Source organism: Pseudomonas sp. ASL3 (assembly GCF_056680425.1).
The window spans coordinates 3,944,345-3,961,533 of sequence record NZ_CM155281.1 but is presented as its reverse complement, the minus strand read 5'-3'; the positions used below and the strand labels follow the sequence as shown (position 1 = coordinate 3,961,533).

General features: G+C 58.6%; 16 protein-coding genes and 2 pseudogenes. 11 read left to right on the top strand and 7 right to left on the bottom strand.

All coding sequences use genetic code 11. The features are described 5' to 3' along the window. Window positions 1-3: 3 nt before the first annotated feature. The 7 genes and pseudogenes from AC1MEE_RS18380 to AC1MEE_RS18350 all read left to right on the top strand — a co-directional run. A complete protein-coding gene (locus AC1MEE_RS18380) occupies window positions 4-1,326 on the top strand; it encodes an AAA family ATPase (protein WP_480411014.1) in 1,323 nt (440 codons plus the stop codon). 12 nt (window positions 1,327-1,338) lie between these two features. Then, entirely contained in the window at window positions 1,339-2,130 is a 792-nt protein-coding gene (gene cpaB, locus AC1MEE_RS18375) for a Flp pilus assembly protein CpaB (RefSeq protein ID WP_480411013.1), read from the top strand. A 90-nt stretch (window positions 2,131-2,220) separates the two neighbouring features. Then, window positions 2,221-3,438, top strand: coding sequence for an AAA family ATPase (locus AC1MEE_RS18370; RefSeq protein ID WP_480411012.1), 1,218 nt, complete (start codon window positions 2,221-2,223; stop codon window positions 3,436-3,438). A gap of 3 nt (window positions 3,439-3,441) precedes the next feature. Further along, on the top strand, window positions 3,442-4,881 hold the full coding sequence (locus AC1MEE_RS18365; RefSeq protein ID WP_480411011.1) for a TadA family conjugal transfer-associated ATPase: 1,440 nt from the start codon (window positions 3,442-3,444) through the stop codon (window positions 4,879-4,881). Beyond that, a complete protein-coding gene (locus tag AC1MEE_RS18360) occupies window positions 4,878-5,864 on the top strand; it encodes a type II secretion system F family protein (protein WP_480411010.1) in 987 nt (328 codons plus the stop codon). Before AC1MEE_RS18365 ends, AC1MEE_RS18360 begins: the two co-directional genes overlap by 4 nt. Before the next feature lie 29 nt (window positions 5,865-5,893). Beyond that, the gene (locus tag AC1MEE_RS18355; RefSeq protein WP_480411009.1) at window positions 5,894-6,862 is read left to right on the top strand and encodes a type II secretion system F family protein; all 969 of its coding nucleotides are present in this window, start codon (window positions 5,894-5,896) and stop codon (window positions 6,860-6,862) included. An 804-nt stretch (window positions 6,863-7,666) separates the two neighbouring features. Then, window positions 7,667-7,780, top strand: a pseudogene (locus tag AC1MEE_RS18350) (DNA-binding response regulator); the annotation flags it as partial. A gap of 25 nt (window positions 7,781-7,805) precedes the next feature. On the opposite strand, the gene AC1MEE_RS18345 reads toward AC1MEE_RS18350, so the two are convergent. The 4 genes and pseudogenes from AC1MEE_RS18345 to AC1MEE_RS18330 form a co-directional block, all read right to left on the bottom strand. Continuing rightward, on the bottom strand, window positions 7,806-8,063 hold the full coding sequence (locus tag AC1MEE_RS18345; protein ID WP_480411008.1) for a DUF3613 domain-containing protein: 258 nt from the start codon (window positions 8,061-8,063) through the stop codon (window positions 7,806-7,808). Between the two features lie 2 nt (window positions 8,064-8,065). Then, window positions 8,066-8,797, bottom strand: a complete 732-nt coding sequence (locus tag AC1MEE_RS18340) for a tetratricopeptide repeat protein (RefSeq protein WP_480411007.1) — start codon at window positions 8,795-8,797, stop codon at window positions 8,066-8,068. 45 nt (window positions 8,798-8,842) lie between these two features. Next, window positions 8,843-8,962, bottom strand: a pseudogene (locus AC1MEE_RS18335) (pilus assembly protein); the annotation flags it as partial. Next, a complete protein-coding gene (locus tag AC1MEE_RS18330) occupies window positions 8,959-10,200 on the bottom strand; it encodes a type II and III secretion system protein family protein (protein ID WP_480411006.1) in 1,242 nt (413 codons plus the stop codon). The pseudogene AC1MEE_RS18335 and the gene AC1MEE_RS18330, both read right to left, overlap by 4 nt. Before the next feature lie 532 nt (window positions 10,201-10,732). Here AC1MEE_RS18330 and nadA point away from each other — a divergent pair. Continuing rightward, a complete protein-coding gene (gene nadA, locus AC1MEE_RS18325; protein WP_480411005.1) occupies window positions 10,733-11,791 on the top strand; it encodes a quinolinate synthase NadA in 1,059 nt (352 codons plus the stop codon). A 68-nt stretch (window positions 11,792-11,859) separates the two neighbouring features. Here the strand turns inward: nadA and AC1MEE_RS18320 are convergent, their stop codons facing one another. After that, complete coding sequence (locus AC1MEE_RS18320; RefSeq protein WP_480411004.1) at window positions 11,860-13,293, bottom strand: M48 family metalloprotease; 1,434 nt, start codon at window positions 13,291-13,293, stop codon at window positions 11,860-11,862. A 152-nt stretch (window positions 13,294-13,445) separates the two neighbouring features. Between AC1MEE_RS18320 and AC1MEE_RS18315 the strand changes: the two genes are divergently transcribed. Together AC1MEE_RS18315 and AC1MEE_RS18310 are read left to right on the top strand one after the other, a co-directional pair. Continuing rightward, entirely contained in the window at window positions 13,446-13,697 is a 252-nt protein-coding gene (locus tag AC1MEE_RS18315) for a sulfurtransferase TusA family protein (RefSeq protein WP_480411003.1), read from the top strand. A 66-nt stretch (window positions 13,698-13,763) separates the two neighbouring features. Then, on the top strand, window positions 13,764-14,834 hold the full coding sequence (locus AC1MEE_RS18310) for an AI-2E family transporter (RefSeq protein WP_480411002.1): 1,071 nt from the start codon (window positions 13,764-13,766) through the stop codon (window positions 14,832-14,834). Window positions 14,835-14,919: 85 nt separating this feature from the next. Here the strand turns inward: AC1MEE_RS18310 and AC1MEE_RS18305 are convergent, their stop codons facing one another. Both AC1MEE_RS18305 and AC1MEE_RS18300 read right to left on the bottom strand, forming a co-directional pair. Continuing rightward, on the bottom strand, window positions 14,920-15,393 hold the full coding sequence (locus AC1MEE_RS18305) for a peroxiredoxin (protein ID WP_480411001.1): 474 nt from the start codon (window positions 15,391-15,393) through the stop codon (window positions 14,920-14,922). A 10-nt stretch (window positions 15,394-15,403) separates the two neighbouring features. Next, window positions 15,404-15,967, bottom strand: coding sequence for a glycine cleavage system transcriptional repressor (locus tag AC1MEE_RS18300; protein WP_297836046.1), 564 nt, complete (start codon window positions 15,965-15,967; stop codon window positions 15,404-15,406). A 326-nt stretch (window positions 15,968-16,293) separates the two neighbouring features. Between AC1MEE_RS18300 and dapA the strand changes: the two genes are divergently transcribed. Continuing rightward, window positions 16,294-17,172 carry a 4-hydroxy-tetrahydrodipicolinate synthase gene (gene dapA / locus AC1MEE_RS18295; RefSeq protein ID WP_480411000.1) on the top strand — a complete coding sequence of 293 codons (879 nt, stop codon included), beginning with the start codon at window positions 16,294-16,296 and terminating at the stop codon, window positions 17,170-17,172. The last annotated feature ends 17 nt before the right edge of the window (window positions 17,173-17,189 follow it).

The window sequence follows — 17,189 nt, the reverse complement described above, 5'->3', positions numbered from 1 at the left end:
ACTATGTACACCATCGGCGACAGCAACGCCTACCCCAACGAGCGGGAAGCGGTGCAGCAGTTGGCTCCGCAGCCGCGCACTATCAGTGAGACCGGCCTGGCGGACAACTTTCTCGGTGATCTGGTCTGCAAGCATCTGCACGATGCCGGTGTGCTGGACCTGTCGCGACTGGTGGAGCGCCTGGCGCTGACTGGCGCGGTACTGGAAGAAATTCTGGCCTTCTTGCGCAAGGATGGTCGTGTCGAGGTACTCGGCCAGACTGGTGGCCAGGCACTGCGCTACGGCCTGACGGAGCGCGGTCGCAGCGCTGCCCGCGATGCCCTGTCGCGCAGCGGCTATATCGGTGCGGCACCCTATCCGGTGAGTGCCTACCGCTCCCTGCTCAAAGTGCAAACCATCCACCATGGTCGCATCACCTCGCGCGACATGCATGGCGCTTTCGGCGCCGTGGTACTCGCCGATAGCATGCTCGATCAGCTGGGTGTGGCGCTGAACTCCGGGCGCGCGATCATGATTTACGGGCCGGCGGGTACCGGCAAGACTTATGTCAGCAGCCGGCTGATCCGCCTGTTTGCCGATGCCATCTGGGTGCCCTACGCCATCGCGATCAACGACGCGGTGATCGAGATCTTCGATCCCCAGATACACCAGCGCCTGGATGATGTCGAACAGCAGAACAGTCTGCTGCTCAACGAAGGGATTGATCGTCGACTAGTCTGCTGTAAACGACCGATCGTCATCACCGGCGGTGAATTGAGCATGGAACAGCTGGACGTTCGCTACGACCCCTTCACTCGCCAGTACCAGGCACCTTTGCAGCTCAAGGCCAGTAATGGCCTGTTCATCATCGACGACATGGGCCGCCAGCGTGTGGCCCCGGCGGAACTGTTGAATCGCTGGATCGTGCCGATGGAGGAGAAGCGTGACTTCCTCAACCTCGGCGGTGGGCGGCACTGTGAGCTGCCGTTCGATCTGATCCTGGTGTTCTCCACCAACCTCAACCCGTTGGAGCTGGCCGATGAGGCGTTTCTGCGGCGGATTGGCTACAAACTGCAATTCGGCTACCTGCATCCCGATGATTACGAACGAATCTGGCGTCAGGAAACCGAGCGGCTGGGTGTCCCTTTTGACCCGGTGCTGTTGCGCTATGTGCTGAAGGAACTCTACGAAACGGAAAACATGCCTCTGGTGCCTTGCCATCCCCGCGACCTGTTGAGCATGGCGCTCGACCGCCAGCGTTACCTGGGTGGCTCCGGGCCGCTGTCGCCGCCTGAGCTGGAGTGGGCATGGCACAACTACTTCGTCCAACTCGACTTTCTTGGATAAGGAGATACCAACATGAGTTCTCGTACTTTCACCCTGATTGCCTTGTCCCTGATCCTGGGCCTGGGCGCAGCATGGATGGCCAACATCTGGTTGAGCAACCGGCTCAATGCCCGTCCGGACGACAACCAGCAGAATGTGGTGGTGGCCACGGTGGAGATTTCTTTCGGGCAGATGGTCGAGGCCCAGCAGGTCACGCTGGTGCGGATGCCCAAGGACACGGTGCCTGACGATGCTTTCGATGCCACCGACAAGGTGGTGGGCAAGATCGCCACTTTCTCCATGCTGCGCGGCGACATCCTGCGCGGCGCGCGCCTGGCCGAACACCTCGGTGGCAGCACCCTGGCCTCGCTGATCGAACCTAATATGCGTGCCATTTCGGTGCGGGTGGACGATGTGGTCGGTGTGGGGGGGTTCCTGTTGCCGGGTAATCGGGTCGACGTGCTGGCCACCAAACAGACGGGTAGCAACAGTACTGCCCAGGCCGAAACCATTCTGGAAGATCTGCGCGTACTGGCGGTGGACCAGACTGCCAGCACCGACAAGACCCAGCCGGTGGTGGTACGCGCGGTGACACTGGAGATGACTCCAGAGCAAACGGTCATTCTGGTCAAGGGGATGACTGAAGGAAAGCTGCAACTGGCCCTGCGCAACCCGCTGGATAATCAGAAAAAACCGGTGATCGCTGAAACGGTTGCAGTGCTCAAGAAACTGCCGCCACCTCCAAAACTCGTACTGCACCGCAGCGGCAGTGCTGGCATCACCGTCATTCGCGGTACCGAGGTCACTGTGGTGAAAGCCCTATAAGTTGTAGGAAACCATGCCCTGGTGGCCGAATGCACCTTATGAAAGCCTCGGCCGTCAACCCGAAACGGCAGTAACTCCGGAGATTACGCCATGTTGAATACCAGGGACGCCCCCATCGCCACCGCTACCCACAAGCAGGGCATGCGCCTGCTGATCAGTAGTCGTGACGCTGCCGCCTTGAACCATCTGAAAACGTTGAGCCAACGTCTGCCCAGCCTGCTGGTGAGTACGCGGCTGGTGAGCAATGGCCATACCGATCCGTTGTATGGGCTGGAGCAGATGCCTGATTTCCTCTTGCTGCGTGTCAGCCACTTGTGGCGCGAGGAATTGGCGGCTCTGTTGCTGCGTCCTGCGAAGGAGCGCCCACCTCTACTGATTTGTGGACCTCTGGATGAGCTCGAGGGTATGCGCCTGGCGATGCAGGCCGGGGCCCGGGACTTTTTGCCCGAGCCGGTGGCGCCAGACGAGTTGCTGGCGGCACTCGGCCGTATGTTCATGGAGGCTCAGGCGGGGCAAAAGACAGATGGAAAACTGATTGCGGTGATGAATGCCAAGGGTGGCTCCGGTGCCACCATGCTGGCCTGTAATCTGGCCCATCAGCTCAGTATCCGTGGCGGCAGAACCCTGTTACTGGATCTGGACCTTCAGTTCGGCAGCGTGGCCCACTGTCTTGATGTGCTGCCGGCCCACTGCCACGTGGACGTTCTGCAGCAGGTCGAGGAGTTGGACAGCGTCGCCTTGCGCGGCTTTTGCAGTCATTTCAGTCCGACCCTGCATGTGCTCGGGGGGCGTGCCGGAGAGCTGTTCCTGTCGCAGGACGTGCTCCTGGAACAGTTGGAAACCCTGCTGCGTCTGGCACGCAGCACCTATGACTGGGTGGTGGTGGATTTGCCGCGGCAAATCGACCACCTCACCGGCGTCCCCCTGGAGCAAGCCGACCAGATCTACATCGTGGTGCAGCAGAGTCTCAGCCATTTGAAGGACGGCACCCGTCTGACGCGCATCCTGCGTGACGACCTGGGGGTGCAGGGTGATCGCCTGCAGGTGGTGGTCAACCGCTATAACAAGGCCTCGCCGGTCAGCCTCAAGGATATTGCCGAGGCACTGCGCTGCACTGATCCGCAGAAACTGCCAAATGACTATGCAGTGGTCAGTGAAAGTCAGAACACCGGAGTGCCACTGGAGTTCCATGCGCCACGCGCCTCTGTCACCGTCGCCCTACGTGAGTTGAGCCAGGATCTTATCGGGATCGAAGCCCGCGGGCAGGGCTTGCTGAAACGTACCTTTAGCCGTCTGTTCGGAGGGTAAGCCATGCCTAGCGAATTTCGTAATCGCCTGCGTCAGCAGTCCGGCAAGAATGTTCCGACAGACCAGCAGGAAGCACAACTCAACGGCGCGGACTGTGTCAGCGAGCTCATGGCCTGGGAGGCCAGTGTGCCGGACGTACTCTACGAGACCAGAACCAAGCTCAACCCGATGGAGATCGAATGGCGGGAGAAGATCTACCAGCAGTTGCTCAAGGTCATGGACCTGTCATTGCTCGATACCCTGGAACCGGCCGAGGCAGCGCGGCAGATCCGGGAGATCAGCCAGCGCTTGCTTGACGAGCATTCGGCGCCGGTGAGTGCCACCAGCCGCCAGTTGATCATCAAACAGATCACCGACGAGGTGCTCGGCCTCGGGCCACTGGAGCCGCTGCTGGCAGACCCCAGTGTGTCCGACATTCTGGTCAACGGGCATGCCTCGGTGTATGTCGAACGCTTCGGCAAGCTACAGAGAACCGACGTGCGCTTTCGCGACGACCAGCATCTGCTGAATATCATCGACCGCATCGTCTCCAGCCTGGGGCGGCGCATCGACGAATCCTCGCCGCTGGTGGACGCACGCCTGAAGGACGGCTCGCGGGTCAACGCCATCATCCCGCCCCTGGCCATCGACGGTCCGAGCCTGTCGATCCGCCGCTTCGCAGTGGACTTGCTCAACACTGAGAGTCTGGTGCAGATGGGCACCTTGACTCCGGCCATCGCGCTGATGCTCAAGGGTATCGTCCGTGGGCGGCTGAACGTGCTGATCTCCGGTGGTACCGGCAGCGGCAAGACCACCATGCTCAATGTGCTGTCCAGCTTTATTCCGCATAACGAGCGGATCGTCACCATCGAAGACTCGGCCGAGTTGCAGCTGCAGCAGCCCCATGTGGTGCGCCTGGAAACCCGTCCGTCGAATATTGAAGGCCGTGGCGAAGTGAGTCAGCGCGAGCTGGTGCGCAACAGTCTGCGTATGCGCCCGGACCGTATCGTGATCGGTGAGGTGCGCGGCGCCGAGGCACTGGATATGTTGACGGCGATGAACACTGGCCACGATGGCTCGCTGACCACTATCCACGCCAATACCTCACGCGATGCCCTGGGGCGGATCGAGAACATGGTATCGATGACCGGTGCGACCTTTCCGATCAAGGCCATGCGCCAGCAGATCGCCTCGGCCATCGGTGTGGTGATCCAGCTGGAACGTCAGGAGGATGGCAAGCGGCGGCTGGTCAGCGTGCAAGAGATCAACGGCATGGAGGGTGAAATCATCACCATGACCGAGATCTTCTCTTTCGTCCGCTCAGGCATGGGCGAACACGGTGAGGTAGTGGGTGAATTTCGCCCCACCGGCATGGTGCCGGCCTTTCGCGAGGTGCTGGCCAAACGCGGGATCGAGCTGCCGCTGAACCTGTTCCGGCCGGAATGGATGGAGGGGCAATCATGAGTGAGATCCCCGGTGAATTTATCCTGGCATTCCTCGGCATGGTGTTCACCGCCATGTTCCTTCTCAGTCAGGGGTTGGTGGTGCCGGTATTCGGAGAGGCAGGCCAGGTACGTAAACGTATCCGCAGTCGCCTTAATGTACTGGAACGGGCCAGCAACCTGCCGAATATGCAGACGGTGCTGCGGCAGAAATACCTGCGGCGCCTGTCACCACTGGAAGCCCGCCTGGAGCAGTTACCGGCCATGGAGGCCCTGGCGCAGATGATTGAGCAAGCCGGGCATGACTATCGTGCCTATCGGGTGCTTTTACTCGGGCTGATCCTGGCGGCAGTGGGGGGGATTGCATTTTGGTTGCTCACGCAACATTGGTGGTTGGGTGTCCCGGCAGCTTTTGCAATGTTCTGGCTGCCCATACTGAAGATATCCAGCGCCCGCAGCAGGCGCTTCGCCAAATTCGAGGAGGGGCTGCCGGACGCGCTGGATTCCATATGCCGTGCTCTGCGTGCCGGACACCCGTTCAACGAGACCCTGCAGTTGGTGGCCGAGGAGCATCAGGGGCCGGTGGCCGTTGAGTTCGGCTTGACCTTCGCCGATATCAACTACGGCAACGATGTTCGCCGGGCCATGCTTGGCCTGCTGGAACGCATGCCAAGCATGACAGTGATGATGCTGGTGACCTCGGTACTGATTCACCGTGAGACCGGTGGCAACCTGACCGAGGTGCTGGAGCGGTTGAGCAGCCTGATTCGCGGACGCTTCCGCTTTCAGCGTAAGGTCAAAACCCTTTCGGCCGAGGGGCGCATGTCGGGCTGGATACTGGTGTCCATACCCTTTGTGCTGGCCGTAGTGATTTTGGTCACAAGCCCTAATTACTTGCCTTTGCTCGTCTATGAGCCCATAGGCCAGAAGCTGGTTATCGGTGCTTTTGTTGCCATGCTGATCGGGATTTTCTGGATACGTAAAATCATTCGGATTCAGGTTTAAGCGTTGATGACCGTAAAGGAGTGCTTGTTATGGACTATCTGCTAAGTCTGCTCAACCGAGTGGTGGGCAATGAACAACTGGCGCGCCTGCTGTTCGTCGGGGCCGTCGGCCTGAGCGTGGTGTTCGCTGTGGCTACCTTGACATTGCTGGCGTTGGGGTCACAAGACCCGTTGAAGCGTCGTCTTGTGTTGATCAAACGCAGTCAGGGGGGGGCAAACCACGGGCAGGATGCGCCAAGTAATTTGCAGTTGATGTTGGAGCAGGTGGGCCAACGCTTTATCTCCGGTGAGGAGGGGCAGGCCTCGCCTACCCGAACGCTGCTGACGCATGCGGGATATCGCTCGGCCACGGCGGTGCAGATGTACTGGGCGGTTCGCCTGCTCGCGCCCCTGATATTGCTGGGCCTCACGATTCTGGCTTTGCCGCTCATCCCGAAGCTATCCCTGATTTTGGGCGTTATGCTGGTGGTTGTGGCACTCGGTGTGGGCTGGCTGGCGCCGGCAGTCTATGTCGGCAAGCGCAAGCAGGCACGGATGACTCGTTTGCTTGTCGCCTTCCCGGATGCCCTGGACCTGATGGTGGTCTGTGTGGAGTCAGGCCTGGCCTTGCCCCAGGCCATTGAGCGGGTGGCCGAAGAAATGGCGGTCAGCCAACCGGAGTTAGCCGTGGAGCTGGCTCTGGTCAACTCTGAAATCCGTGCTGGCATTCCCAGTACCGAAGCGCTCAAACACCTGGCCGGGCGCACTGGCCTTGAGGACATTCGCGGGCTGGTCAGCTTGCTGGCGCAAAGCATTCGCTTCGGCACAAGTGTCGGCTCCACCCTGCGTATCTATGCCGAAGAGTTTCGCGACCGGCGTACCCAGATTGCCGAGGAGAAGGCCGCAAAAATCGGCACCAAGCTGGTATTTCCACTGATTTTCTGCCTGTGGCCGAGCTTTTTTCTGGTGGCCATCGGGCCCGCAATCATTGGCGTGCTTAAAGCCTTCGGGAAGGTATGACGTGAGCGGGAGCCGGAACAGTCTGCTGGTGGCTATGACGTCCTGACAGCCATGATGGGTGTGCTGTCAGGAACTCAGCGGCTATCGCCGCATCCTCTGCCCATCAAGCCATTGCGCCGTCGAACGCTTCGCTGCAACCCCAAGATCGGCCTCCTGGTGCTGTGCGATCTGCACATGCCCGAACTCAGTAGTATCCAGTGGGTGGACTGGATTCTGTGGGAGATTCTATGTTCCCAGGCAATACGCCGAACCCATACATAGGAGCTGCCGAAGGCTGTAATAAGGCCGGAACAGCCTTCAAAAATATCTGCATCTACGACCGGTTCCGTCGGACGCGACCCCGGGGTGATCGCAGCCTTCGGCAGCTCCTACAAGGATTTGTGCCCGGCATGAATCTGTGGGAGCAGGCTTGCCTGCGAAAACGCTGGATCAGGCTCAAATATTCCGCAAGTCATGACGCTCTTCTTTGCACGACGGGCCTCTTCGCAGGCAAGCCTGCTCTTATCAAACAGCCTGTAAACCGCTGAAAAATAAAATATAAATTTTAAGTCAAGCACCGATCTGTAGGAGCTGACTTGTCTGCGAAGACCATTCAACGCGGTGGGTCTGACAGATCGGGCCGTATGGTCTTCGCAGACAAGACTGCGCGTCCCGGTCTCTCCTACGCCCTCCGGGCAGAATCGGGACCCAGTTTGCTGCGCGACAGCGCGGCGTCGAAGACGGGGCGGGCCCTCCCACAGCTGATCCGGAATGTCAGAAAATAATATTTTAAACCAATGACTTAAAGAGTGTTTGATAGGGGTAGTGAAAGCGCCTGCGAGTCAGGTTCTGCGCCTAGGCCCGATGCATGACCGCACCCAATGGTCGCCGGCCTTGTCGCCGAACAACTCCGGGGCACGTCAGCGGCTGACGGCGCATTTAGTGCCGTGGTTCCCTGGCTGGATTAACTCTTCCCGCCTGATTCCTGCTTGTAACTCGCCGGAATCGGTTGTTTGTAGCTGTCCAGCCAGCGTTGCAGGCTCTGTTCCCGTTCACTTGGCGAAGCGGATTGCGGGATGGGCGAAACCGCCTGTCCGCGACTCTGCAACAGCAACCAGGCTTCGGTTCCCTGCTGTTGCTCGGATGCCGGGCCGGGTTCTATGGCCTGGGCCGCGAGCGGGATAAGCAATAATCCCAGGCAACTGAGGATGTTCAGTTTCATCACTACCTCTGCGTCGTTGGCTTATGGATATTCGGTTGCAACGGATTGAGCACGGCCGCCACTTGATCACCGGACGTCGAGGCGGTCTTGGTCCGGTGTTTGAGTTTTTCCGCTCGCACCTTAGCCTCGGTGACTTGTTCAGGGCTCAAGCTGATACGGCTGACCAACTCTGCCGCTTGCTTCCAGTTGTTCTGGTAAATCAGCAAGGTCACCAGGTTGACGGCCGCCAGATGATCGGACGGTTTCAACTCCATGGCCGTGATGAATTCGAAACGCGCATCTTCCAGCTGCAACTGGTTGAGCTGGACCACCCCTAGATCGTTGCGGACTTTCTCGTCGGTGGGCGACAGCCGTGCCGCCCGCTGCAAATGAGCCAGGGCCTGATCGTTATCGTTGTTCGCTGCAGCCAATTGCCCGAGACCGTGCTCACCTTCAGCGACCAGGCAAGTACCGAGCAAACTGCGATACAACGGTTCGGCATCGTTACTACGCCCTAGCAAGCGGTAGACCCTGGCCTTGCGCAAGCGCACGGCTCCCAGATTGTCCGGCAGGTTTTGCAGATTGGCCAGGCTGGCATGCAGCTTGCCCTCATTGATCATATCGTCCGCCAGACTCAACGAAAGGTCCTGATCGGAACTCAACTTGGCGCAACTCCCGACCGACCAGGGCGCTCCACCGTTCGTTGCGCAACCGCCGAGCATCAATAGCCCTAATGCAGCAATCATTGCCTTCATTTTTTACTCCAGGGAAGCGCTCAATGCCCGGGCAACGGCCGTAAAGCCAGGTCCGGCCTGCTGGGTCTGGCCCAAGGGTGCCAGCGCCCCTTGCAACCGCTCACGGTCGGTGCTGTTGCGCGTGATCGCCAGAAAAATCTGACTGACGTTCTGACCCTGGCTCATTGCGATAACCCACTGCGACGGTCGAAGTTGCCGTTTTCCAGAAAATACATGCGGAACCAGTTCGGGTCGTAATTGCGCAGTTGCTCGCCGGGCAATGACGGCAACTGAGCATTGACCGCCAGCGGTTGCACCAGATGCGGAGTCACGATCATCAGCAACTCACGTTCTTCACGATTGATCGAGGAATCGCGGAAAAATGCGCCAAGGATCGGGATATCGCCAAGACCAGGCAGCTTGCTCACCGCAGAGGCGTTGCGTGTACTGATCAGGCCGCTGATCACGAAACTCTCACCGTCAGCCAGGGAAATACTGGTGTCAGTACGCCGCACCGTCAGCGCCGGCACGGTGGTGCCGTTGATGGTCACGGCATTGGTGAAATCGAGCTCACTGACTTCCGGCGCCACCTTCAAGGCGATACGGCCGCGTCCCACCACAGTTGGCGTCAGGTTCAGACGAATGCCGAACTCCTTGTATTCGATGGAGATGTTGTTGCTGCCACCGCTCGGCACCGGGATCGGCACTTCACCACCGGCGAGGAAGCTCGCAGTCTGCCCGCTCAGCGCCACCAGGCTTGGCCGTGCCAGGGTGTAGGCAAAGCCACTGCTTTCCAGCGCATTGATCAGGCCCAGTACTTTGCCACCACCCAGACCGATGTTGAAACTGCCATTATTCAGCGGGATGTTTGCCACTGCGCTGCCGAGGTGATTGGGCGTCACTGACAATCCGGGTACGGTGCCCGGCGAGCCGAACAGAAAACTGCCGCCTTTGCCGAAGATCGAAGTGCTGGCCTCTTTCAATTTGGTGCGGCTGACTTCGACAAAGCGAATATCGGTCTGGACCTGGCTGGGCAGCAGCGGATCTTCCGACGGCGGCAATAACGACCCTCCCAGTGCTGCGGTGGCCTTGCCCTGGACGAACACCATGCTCTGCCGAGGTAAATTGGAACAAGCGGTCCAGACCATGAGGCTGGTCGCTCCGGGCGTCATGCCCGTCAGTAGAAACTCGTTTTTGCCATTGAGATGCACATCAGCGATTTTCGGGTCGCCCACGGCCAGTCGGGTGATCGCCACGGGGGAGCGCAGCTCCTGCTGCTGCTGCTGCCCGACTTCTATCGCGGCGGGCAGTTGGCTCAATTGGGCACAACCGCCCGGGACGGCCAGTGCCATGTCTACCGGCGAGGCCGTAATAATCAAAGCCCACGCCACTCGCTTGAACACCTGCACGGAATCACTGTTCATGAACAACTTCCTTGCTTGATCAGGTAGTTTGCCGGGAGGCTTGGTTGTCATGGATTACTTCCGTCCAGGCCGACCCGTACAACGCTGCCTGCCATCCGTTTGTCCATTCTGAAATGGGATTACGCCACTGATCCCAAGTAACCGTTTCGCTACTTGAAGGTAGCGCACACCGGCCAAACTGCCATCAGTCGTCAAAAAGATTTTCTTCCAATGGTTGACTGCCCCAAAAACATCACAAGGCTCGCAATCTTTCTTGGAGATAAGCCCCTGATGAGGGCATTAGAGGCTGCTGAAACTGGTGTTAAATCACACCCATAGGAGATAGAATCGCCCCCGCTTTCAGCGGCAAGGACCTATTGGCTTTTAACTAATGGGTCGTAGGTTCGAATCTCACACGGCCTACTATTTTTTATAGTCGACGTATTTATAAAGCTGGAAGGCCCATGAAAATGTGGATTTCCGGCTTTTTTTTTGCGTCTTTTTCAGGTGTACACTCGACATACGCGCACATGCGTATTCAGGTCCAGCGAACATGACGCAGATTTCCGAACGCCTTCTGGTCCAGGCCCATCTTGATGCCAAGCAGCCCAAAGAGCTGAGCATGGCAGAGCAAGCCCATTACCGCGCTGCGATTGCTGCCGAGTTGAAGGCGCAAGACGCGGTGCTGGTTGCCCACTACTACTGTGATCCCGTTATCCAGGCATTGGCCGAGGAGACCGGCGGTTGCGTATCCGACTCGCTGGAAATGGCCCGCTTCAGTAACCAGCACTCGGCGAAGACGGTGCTGGTCGCGGGTGTGCGTTTCATGGGCGAGACGGCAAAAATCCTCAACCCGGAAAAACGAGTGTTGATGCCGACTCTGGAAGCGACGTGCTCTCTGGACCTGGGTTGCCCGGTCGATGAGTTTTCCGCCTTCTGCGATCAGCACCCCGAGCGTACGGTGGTGGTTTATGCCAATACCTCGGCGGCGGTCAAAGCCCGTGCAGATTGGGTCGTGACTTCGAGTTGCGCATTGGAAATCGTCGAAAGCCTGATGGATAACGGCGAAAAGATCATTTGGGCGCCGGACAAACATCTGGGGCGTTATATTCAGCGCGAAACCGGTGCCGACATGCTGCTGTGGGACGGTGCCTGCATCGTCCACGAGGAGTTCAAGTCCAAGCAATTGGAAGACATGAAGGCGTTGTACCCGGATGCCGCGATTCTGGTTCACCCCGAGTCGCCGGAGTCAGTAATCGATCTGGCTGATGCTGTCGGCTCGACCAGTCAATTGATCGCCGCCGCGCAAACCTTGCCGAACAAAACGTTTATCGTCGCGACTGATCGCGGCATCTTCTACAAGATGCAGCAGCTGTGTCCGGACAAAATCTTCATCGAGGCGCCAACCGCCGGTAACGGCGCTGCATGTCGTAGTTGCGCACATTGCCCCTGGATGGCGATGAATACCCTTGAGCGCACCTTGCAGTGCCTGCGAGAGGGCAGTAACGAGATTTTCGTCGACCCGGCGCTGATCCCTCATGCGATACGTCCATTGCAGCGCATGCTGGACTTCACGCAGGCGGCGCGCATGAAACTGGCGGGTAATGCCTGATTCAGATTTGAGCGCAAAAAAAGCCCGACCATTGAGTCGGGCTTTTTCATTAAGGACGGAAAGAATGCTTAATTCATCATTTCCTTCAGTAACCGCTCTTGTTCGCTGAGCTCCTTCTGCCGCGCGTCGATGCGCGAAGCCAGCTGGAAGTTGTTGTTCGAACGACGCTTGGCAAACTCGAGTTGCTGCTGAGCCTGTTTGTAATCACCGGTCAGCGCGAAGTACTCGGCGCGCGCCCGGTTGGAGCCAACCATATCGCCGGACAGGCCGCGGACATCTGCAACGAGGTTCCAGACATCCGGGTCGGCAGGTCGGCTTTTCAGTAGCTGATCAAGCCCTTTTTCCGCATCGGCAGGCCGATTCTGCTTGAGCAGCACATCCACGCGAGCTTGACTCAGCGGGTAGTTTTCCGGGAATTGTGCTTTTAATCGGTCAATGCGCTGCTGGGCGTCGGCCAATTTGTTGCTGGCGACATCAATCTCCGCCTGCGCCAGGTTGTAGGTGATGTTGTTGGGGTCTTTGGCCAGCAGCGGCTTCAGCGTCTCGCGCGCGTCATTGATCTGTGAGCCCTTGAGTTGGGCAATGGCAAGACCATAGCGCGAAGGATCGGACTTCGGATTCTCGTCGAGTTGAGCGCGGAAGCGTTTGGCGGCAAGCCCGGACGATTCTTCGTAGTACAGCGCAACACGTGCCCGAATCAACTGATACTGCAGGCTGTCTTCTTTACCGCCGGCTTTTTCCTGTTCGGCGCGGTTGCGAGTATCCGCGATTCGCGATTCGGTGACCGGGTGGTCCAGCAGGAATTCCGGCGGTTTGGCGTCAAAGCGGTACTGGCGCATCAGGCGTTCGAACATATTCGGCATTGCCCGAGGATCGTAGCCGGCTTTTTGCAGATTGATGATGCCGATACGGTCGGCCTCCTGCTCGTTCTGTCGCGAGAAGCGCGTTTGCTCCTGAATCGCTGCGGCCTGGGTGCCGGCGATCGTCGCGATGCCCGCGTCACCGGCACCTGCGGCCGCAATAACGATCCCGGCCAACATGGCGGCCAGCATGGGAACCTGCATGCGTTTTTGTGCTTCGATGCCTCGAGCGAAGTGGCGTTGAGACAAGTGAGCCAGTTCGTGAGCCAGAACCGCAGCGTACTCGGCTTCTGTCTGGGCGTTGAGGAACAGCCCGCCATTGACCCCGACAATCCCGCCGGGCGCGGCGAAGGCGTTCAGCTCCTTACTGTTGATCAGGATGAATTCCAGGCGAGGATTCTGCACCTGACTGGTTTCGGCCAGGCGATATACCGTGGTCTCGACGAAGTCCTTGAGTTGCGGATCAGACAATTGCGGGACCTGGCCGCGGAGCATGCCCAGCCAGGCGCGCCCCAGTTGATACTCTTGTTGCGGAGAGACGATGGCAGAACTGGCGTCGCCGAGTGACGGCAGATCGTCAGCAAAACTCGGTGAGGCGAGCAGGCAAGCGAGCGTCAGCAGGGTAGGGCGCAGAAATTTCATGCACAGGGCTCTAGGGCGATAAAGACCCCTTACTGTAGCTGGCTCAATGGCTTGCTGGCCAGAGTGGGGTATTCTTGTCGCCTGCTAGAGGCAGTCGCTGCGTCAATTCAGCGATTGCAACGAAATTCGATGTGCCTGCCTGGAGATAAACGATGTCTGACGCTGTAGAGCGGCCCGAGACCTGTGACGCCGAACTCGATGCCAGTGGCCTGAGTTGCCCGCTGCCGCTACTCAAGGCCAAGCTGGAACTCAATCGCCTGGCCAGTGGGGCTGTTCTCAAGGTCACGGCTACCGATGCTGGTTCCCAGCGCGATTTCCGAACTTTCGCCAGACTTGCTGGCCATACCTTGCTGCACGAAGAGGTTGAAGGGGGTGTTTATCGTTACTGGTTACGCAAAGTCTGATACTTCTGAGCGTTGATCGTTACCTGCTTTGATTGTTACCAATATTGACTGCTTGAAGGGTTCTTGATGTTCAAGGTGCTACGCGACTGGATACAGCGCTACTTCTCCGATGAGGAGGCAGTGGTGCTGGCGGTGTTGCTGTTTCTGGCCTTCACGATCGTCCTGACGCTCGGTGGCATGCTTGCGCCCGTATTGGCGGGGTTGGTGCTGGCGTTTCTCATGCAGGGCGTGGTCAGCTTCCTGGAGCGTCTACGCGTGCCGGAGGCGGGCGCGGTCGGGGTGGTGTTCGCCTTGTTCATGGGTGCACTGCTGGTGTTTTTGCTGGTGTTGGTGCCGCTGCTCTGGCATCAGTTGATCACCCTGTTCAACGAACTACCGGGCATGCTCGCCAAATGGCAATCGTTGTTGCTGCTACTGCCCGAGCGCTATCCGCATCTGATCTCCGATGAGCAGGTGCTGCAAGCCATCGAAGTTGCACGTGGGGAAATCGGCAAGTTCGGTCAATGGGTGCTGACCTTCTCGTTGTCCAGCCTGCCGTTGTTGGTCAACATCATGATCTATCTGGTGTTGGTGCCGATCCTGGTGTTCTTCTTCCTCAAGGACCGCGACATGATCGGGCGCTGGGTTCGCAGTTACCTGCCGCGAGAACGGACGTTGATCACTCGCGTGGCTGAGGAAATGAACCGACAGATAGCCAATTACATTCGCGGCAAAGTCATCGAGATCTTCATCTGCGGAGGCGTCACCTATGTGGCTTTCGCTGCCCTGGGGCTCAACTATGCTGCCCTGCTGGCGCTGTTGGTCGGCGTATCGGTGGTGGTGCCGTATGTCGGTGCGGTGGTGGTCACGGTTCCGGTGACATTGATCGCTCTGTTCCAGTGGGGTTGGAGTGATCAGTTCATCTACCTGATGGCGGTCTATGGTGTCATTCAGACGCTCGATGGCAACGTGCTGGTGCCTCTGCTGTTTTCCGGGGCGGTCAACCTGCACCCGGTCGCGATCATCTGCGCGGTGCTGTTGTTTGGCGGGCTGTGGGGCTTCTGGGGGGTGTTCTTCGCGATTCCTCTGGCTACCCTGTTCAAGGCCGTGCTCGACGCCTGGCCGCGCAACGAGCCCACTGTCGCGCCATTGTTGTAAGGCGATGGTGCCAGGGAGCGGAGATGTGGTGCTTTCGCTGCAAGCTACTTCAATGTGTGCCGGCAGCGAACTCCTTCTACGGCTATCAGCCGTTATTCAATGCCTGGGCGTGTTCAAGCACAGCCGTCACGTGGCCAGGCACTTTCACGCCGCGCCACTCTTGGCGTAACACGCCCTCTTTGTCGATCAGAAACGTACTGCGGTCAACGCCAAGGTATTCCTTGCCGTAGAGCTTTTTCAGTTTGATCACGTCGAACAACTGGCACAGGGCTTCGTCCTTGTCCGAAATCAACTCGAACGAAAATGCCTGCTTGGCTCTGAAGTTTTCGTGAGATTTCAAACTGTCGCGAGAGACGCCGAACACCACGGTGTTGGCCGCTTCGAACGCAGCATGTTGATCACGAAACCCCTGGCCCTCGGTGGTGCAGCCCGGCGTACTGTCTTTTGGGTAAAAATAGATCACCACCTGCTGGCCCTTGAGCCCGGCCAGACTGATTGTCTGTCCGCTGGTGGCCTGTGCCTGAAAGTCGGCGACAGGTTGGTTTAAGGCGACGGCCATTAATGTTTCCTTACATGGGAGCCTGTGGGCGCCAAGGTTCGATCAGCGCATCAAGGTTCAGCGCGTCGGCGAAATCAAGGAACTGATCGCGCAGCCAGCTGATCTGGATACCGGCAGGCAATGTGACGGTAAAGGTCGCATTGAGCATCGTGCCGCCTGTTTGAGGCGCCTGATAGGTATCGCAGATGAGGTTTTCCAGCTCGACGTTGTGGTCGATGAAGAACTGGCAAAGCTCATTGATGATGTCCGGGCGATAGGCCGAGCTGACGTAAGCCACATAAGGCAGGGCCTCAGGACGGCTTTCAAGGCTGGCACTACGCACGACGCTGACGGTAAAGGCGTGCTTCTTCGACAGGCTCGGCAAGCCCGTCTCCAGACGAGCCAGGGCATCCCAGCTGCCTGAAACCTGAAGAATCAGCGCACTGTATTCGCCGTGACGAGTCAGACGTGAACTCACCACTGAACAGCGGTTTTCATGACTGGCGCGGCACAGCACGTTGGTCAGCTCCATTGGGTTGGCGCCAAGGGCACTGATGACAAGGAATTGTTCGCGAACTGTGGGGGTGGACGACATGCAGCATTCCTAAGCGATGAGCGGTCAGTACATACATTGGCTTGTGCGGCTGATTCGATAGCCTCTTTGCCCCCAACTTCAACCCGAGCCCCGGCGCCGCTTGCCTTCATGACTGAGCCATGGTGGGTTGCGACGACGTTGGAGCATGGGTTCTGGCGGCAAAATCGACTGATTGAACGAGCAGCGCAGGTGACCAGTATCGACCAAAGACCGAAGGGTAGCGAAAAGCATCGCTTAGGGGAATGCTCGTAACATGGTACTTCGCTTGTACAAGCCTGATGGCGCCAGTACCATTACCGCTCTCTTTTTCCGGCAGGAGCGGTTGCATGATTGCGGGCAGTATGGTGGCACTGGTCACACCCATGGATGCAAAAGGTCGTCTTGACTGGGACAGCCTGAGCAAACTGGTGGACTTCCACCTGCAAGAGGGCACCAACGCCATTGTTGCGGTCGGCACCACTGGTGAGTCGGCCACACTCGACGTCAGCGAGCACATCGAAGTGATTCGCCGCGTGGTAGCCCAGGTTGCAGGCCGTATCCCGGTCATCGCGGGCACAGGCGCGAACTCCACTCGCGAAGCGATCGAGCTGACCACCAATGCGAAAACCGCCGGCGCCGACGCGTGCTTGCTGGTAACGCCTTATTACAATAAACCGACGCAGGAAGGGCTGTATCAGCACTTCAAACGCATCGCTGAAGCGGTCGACATTCCGCAGATTCTGTACAACGTGCCAGGCCGTACGGCATGCGACATGTTGGCGGACACCGTCGTGCGCTTGTCCACCGTGCCGAATATCATCGGCATCAAGGAAGCGACAGGCGATCTGCAACGTGCCCAAGACATTCTGGCGCGCGTCAGCAGCGACTTCCTGGTGTACTCCGGTGACGACGCGACTGCGGTTGAACTGATGCTGCTCGGCGGCAAAGGCAATATCTCGGTCACCGCCAACGTGGCCCCGCGTGCCATGAGCGAGCTGTGCGCAGCCGCCATGCGTGGCGATGCGGTCACTGCGCGGGCGATTCACGAAAAGCTGATGCCGCTCAATAAAACCCTGTTTATCGAATCCAACCCTATTCCCGTGAAGTGGGCGCTGCATGAGATGGGCTTGATGCCGGACGGTATCCGTCTGCCGCTCACCTGGCTCAGTGAGCCTTGCCACGAACCGCTGCGTCAGGCCCTGCGCCAGTCCGGCGTATTGGTTTAATGAGGAAGTATGACGCA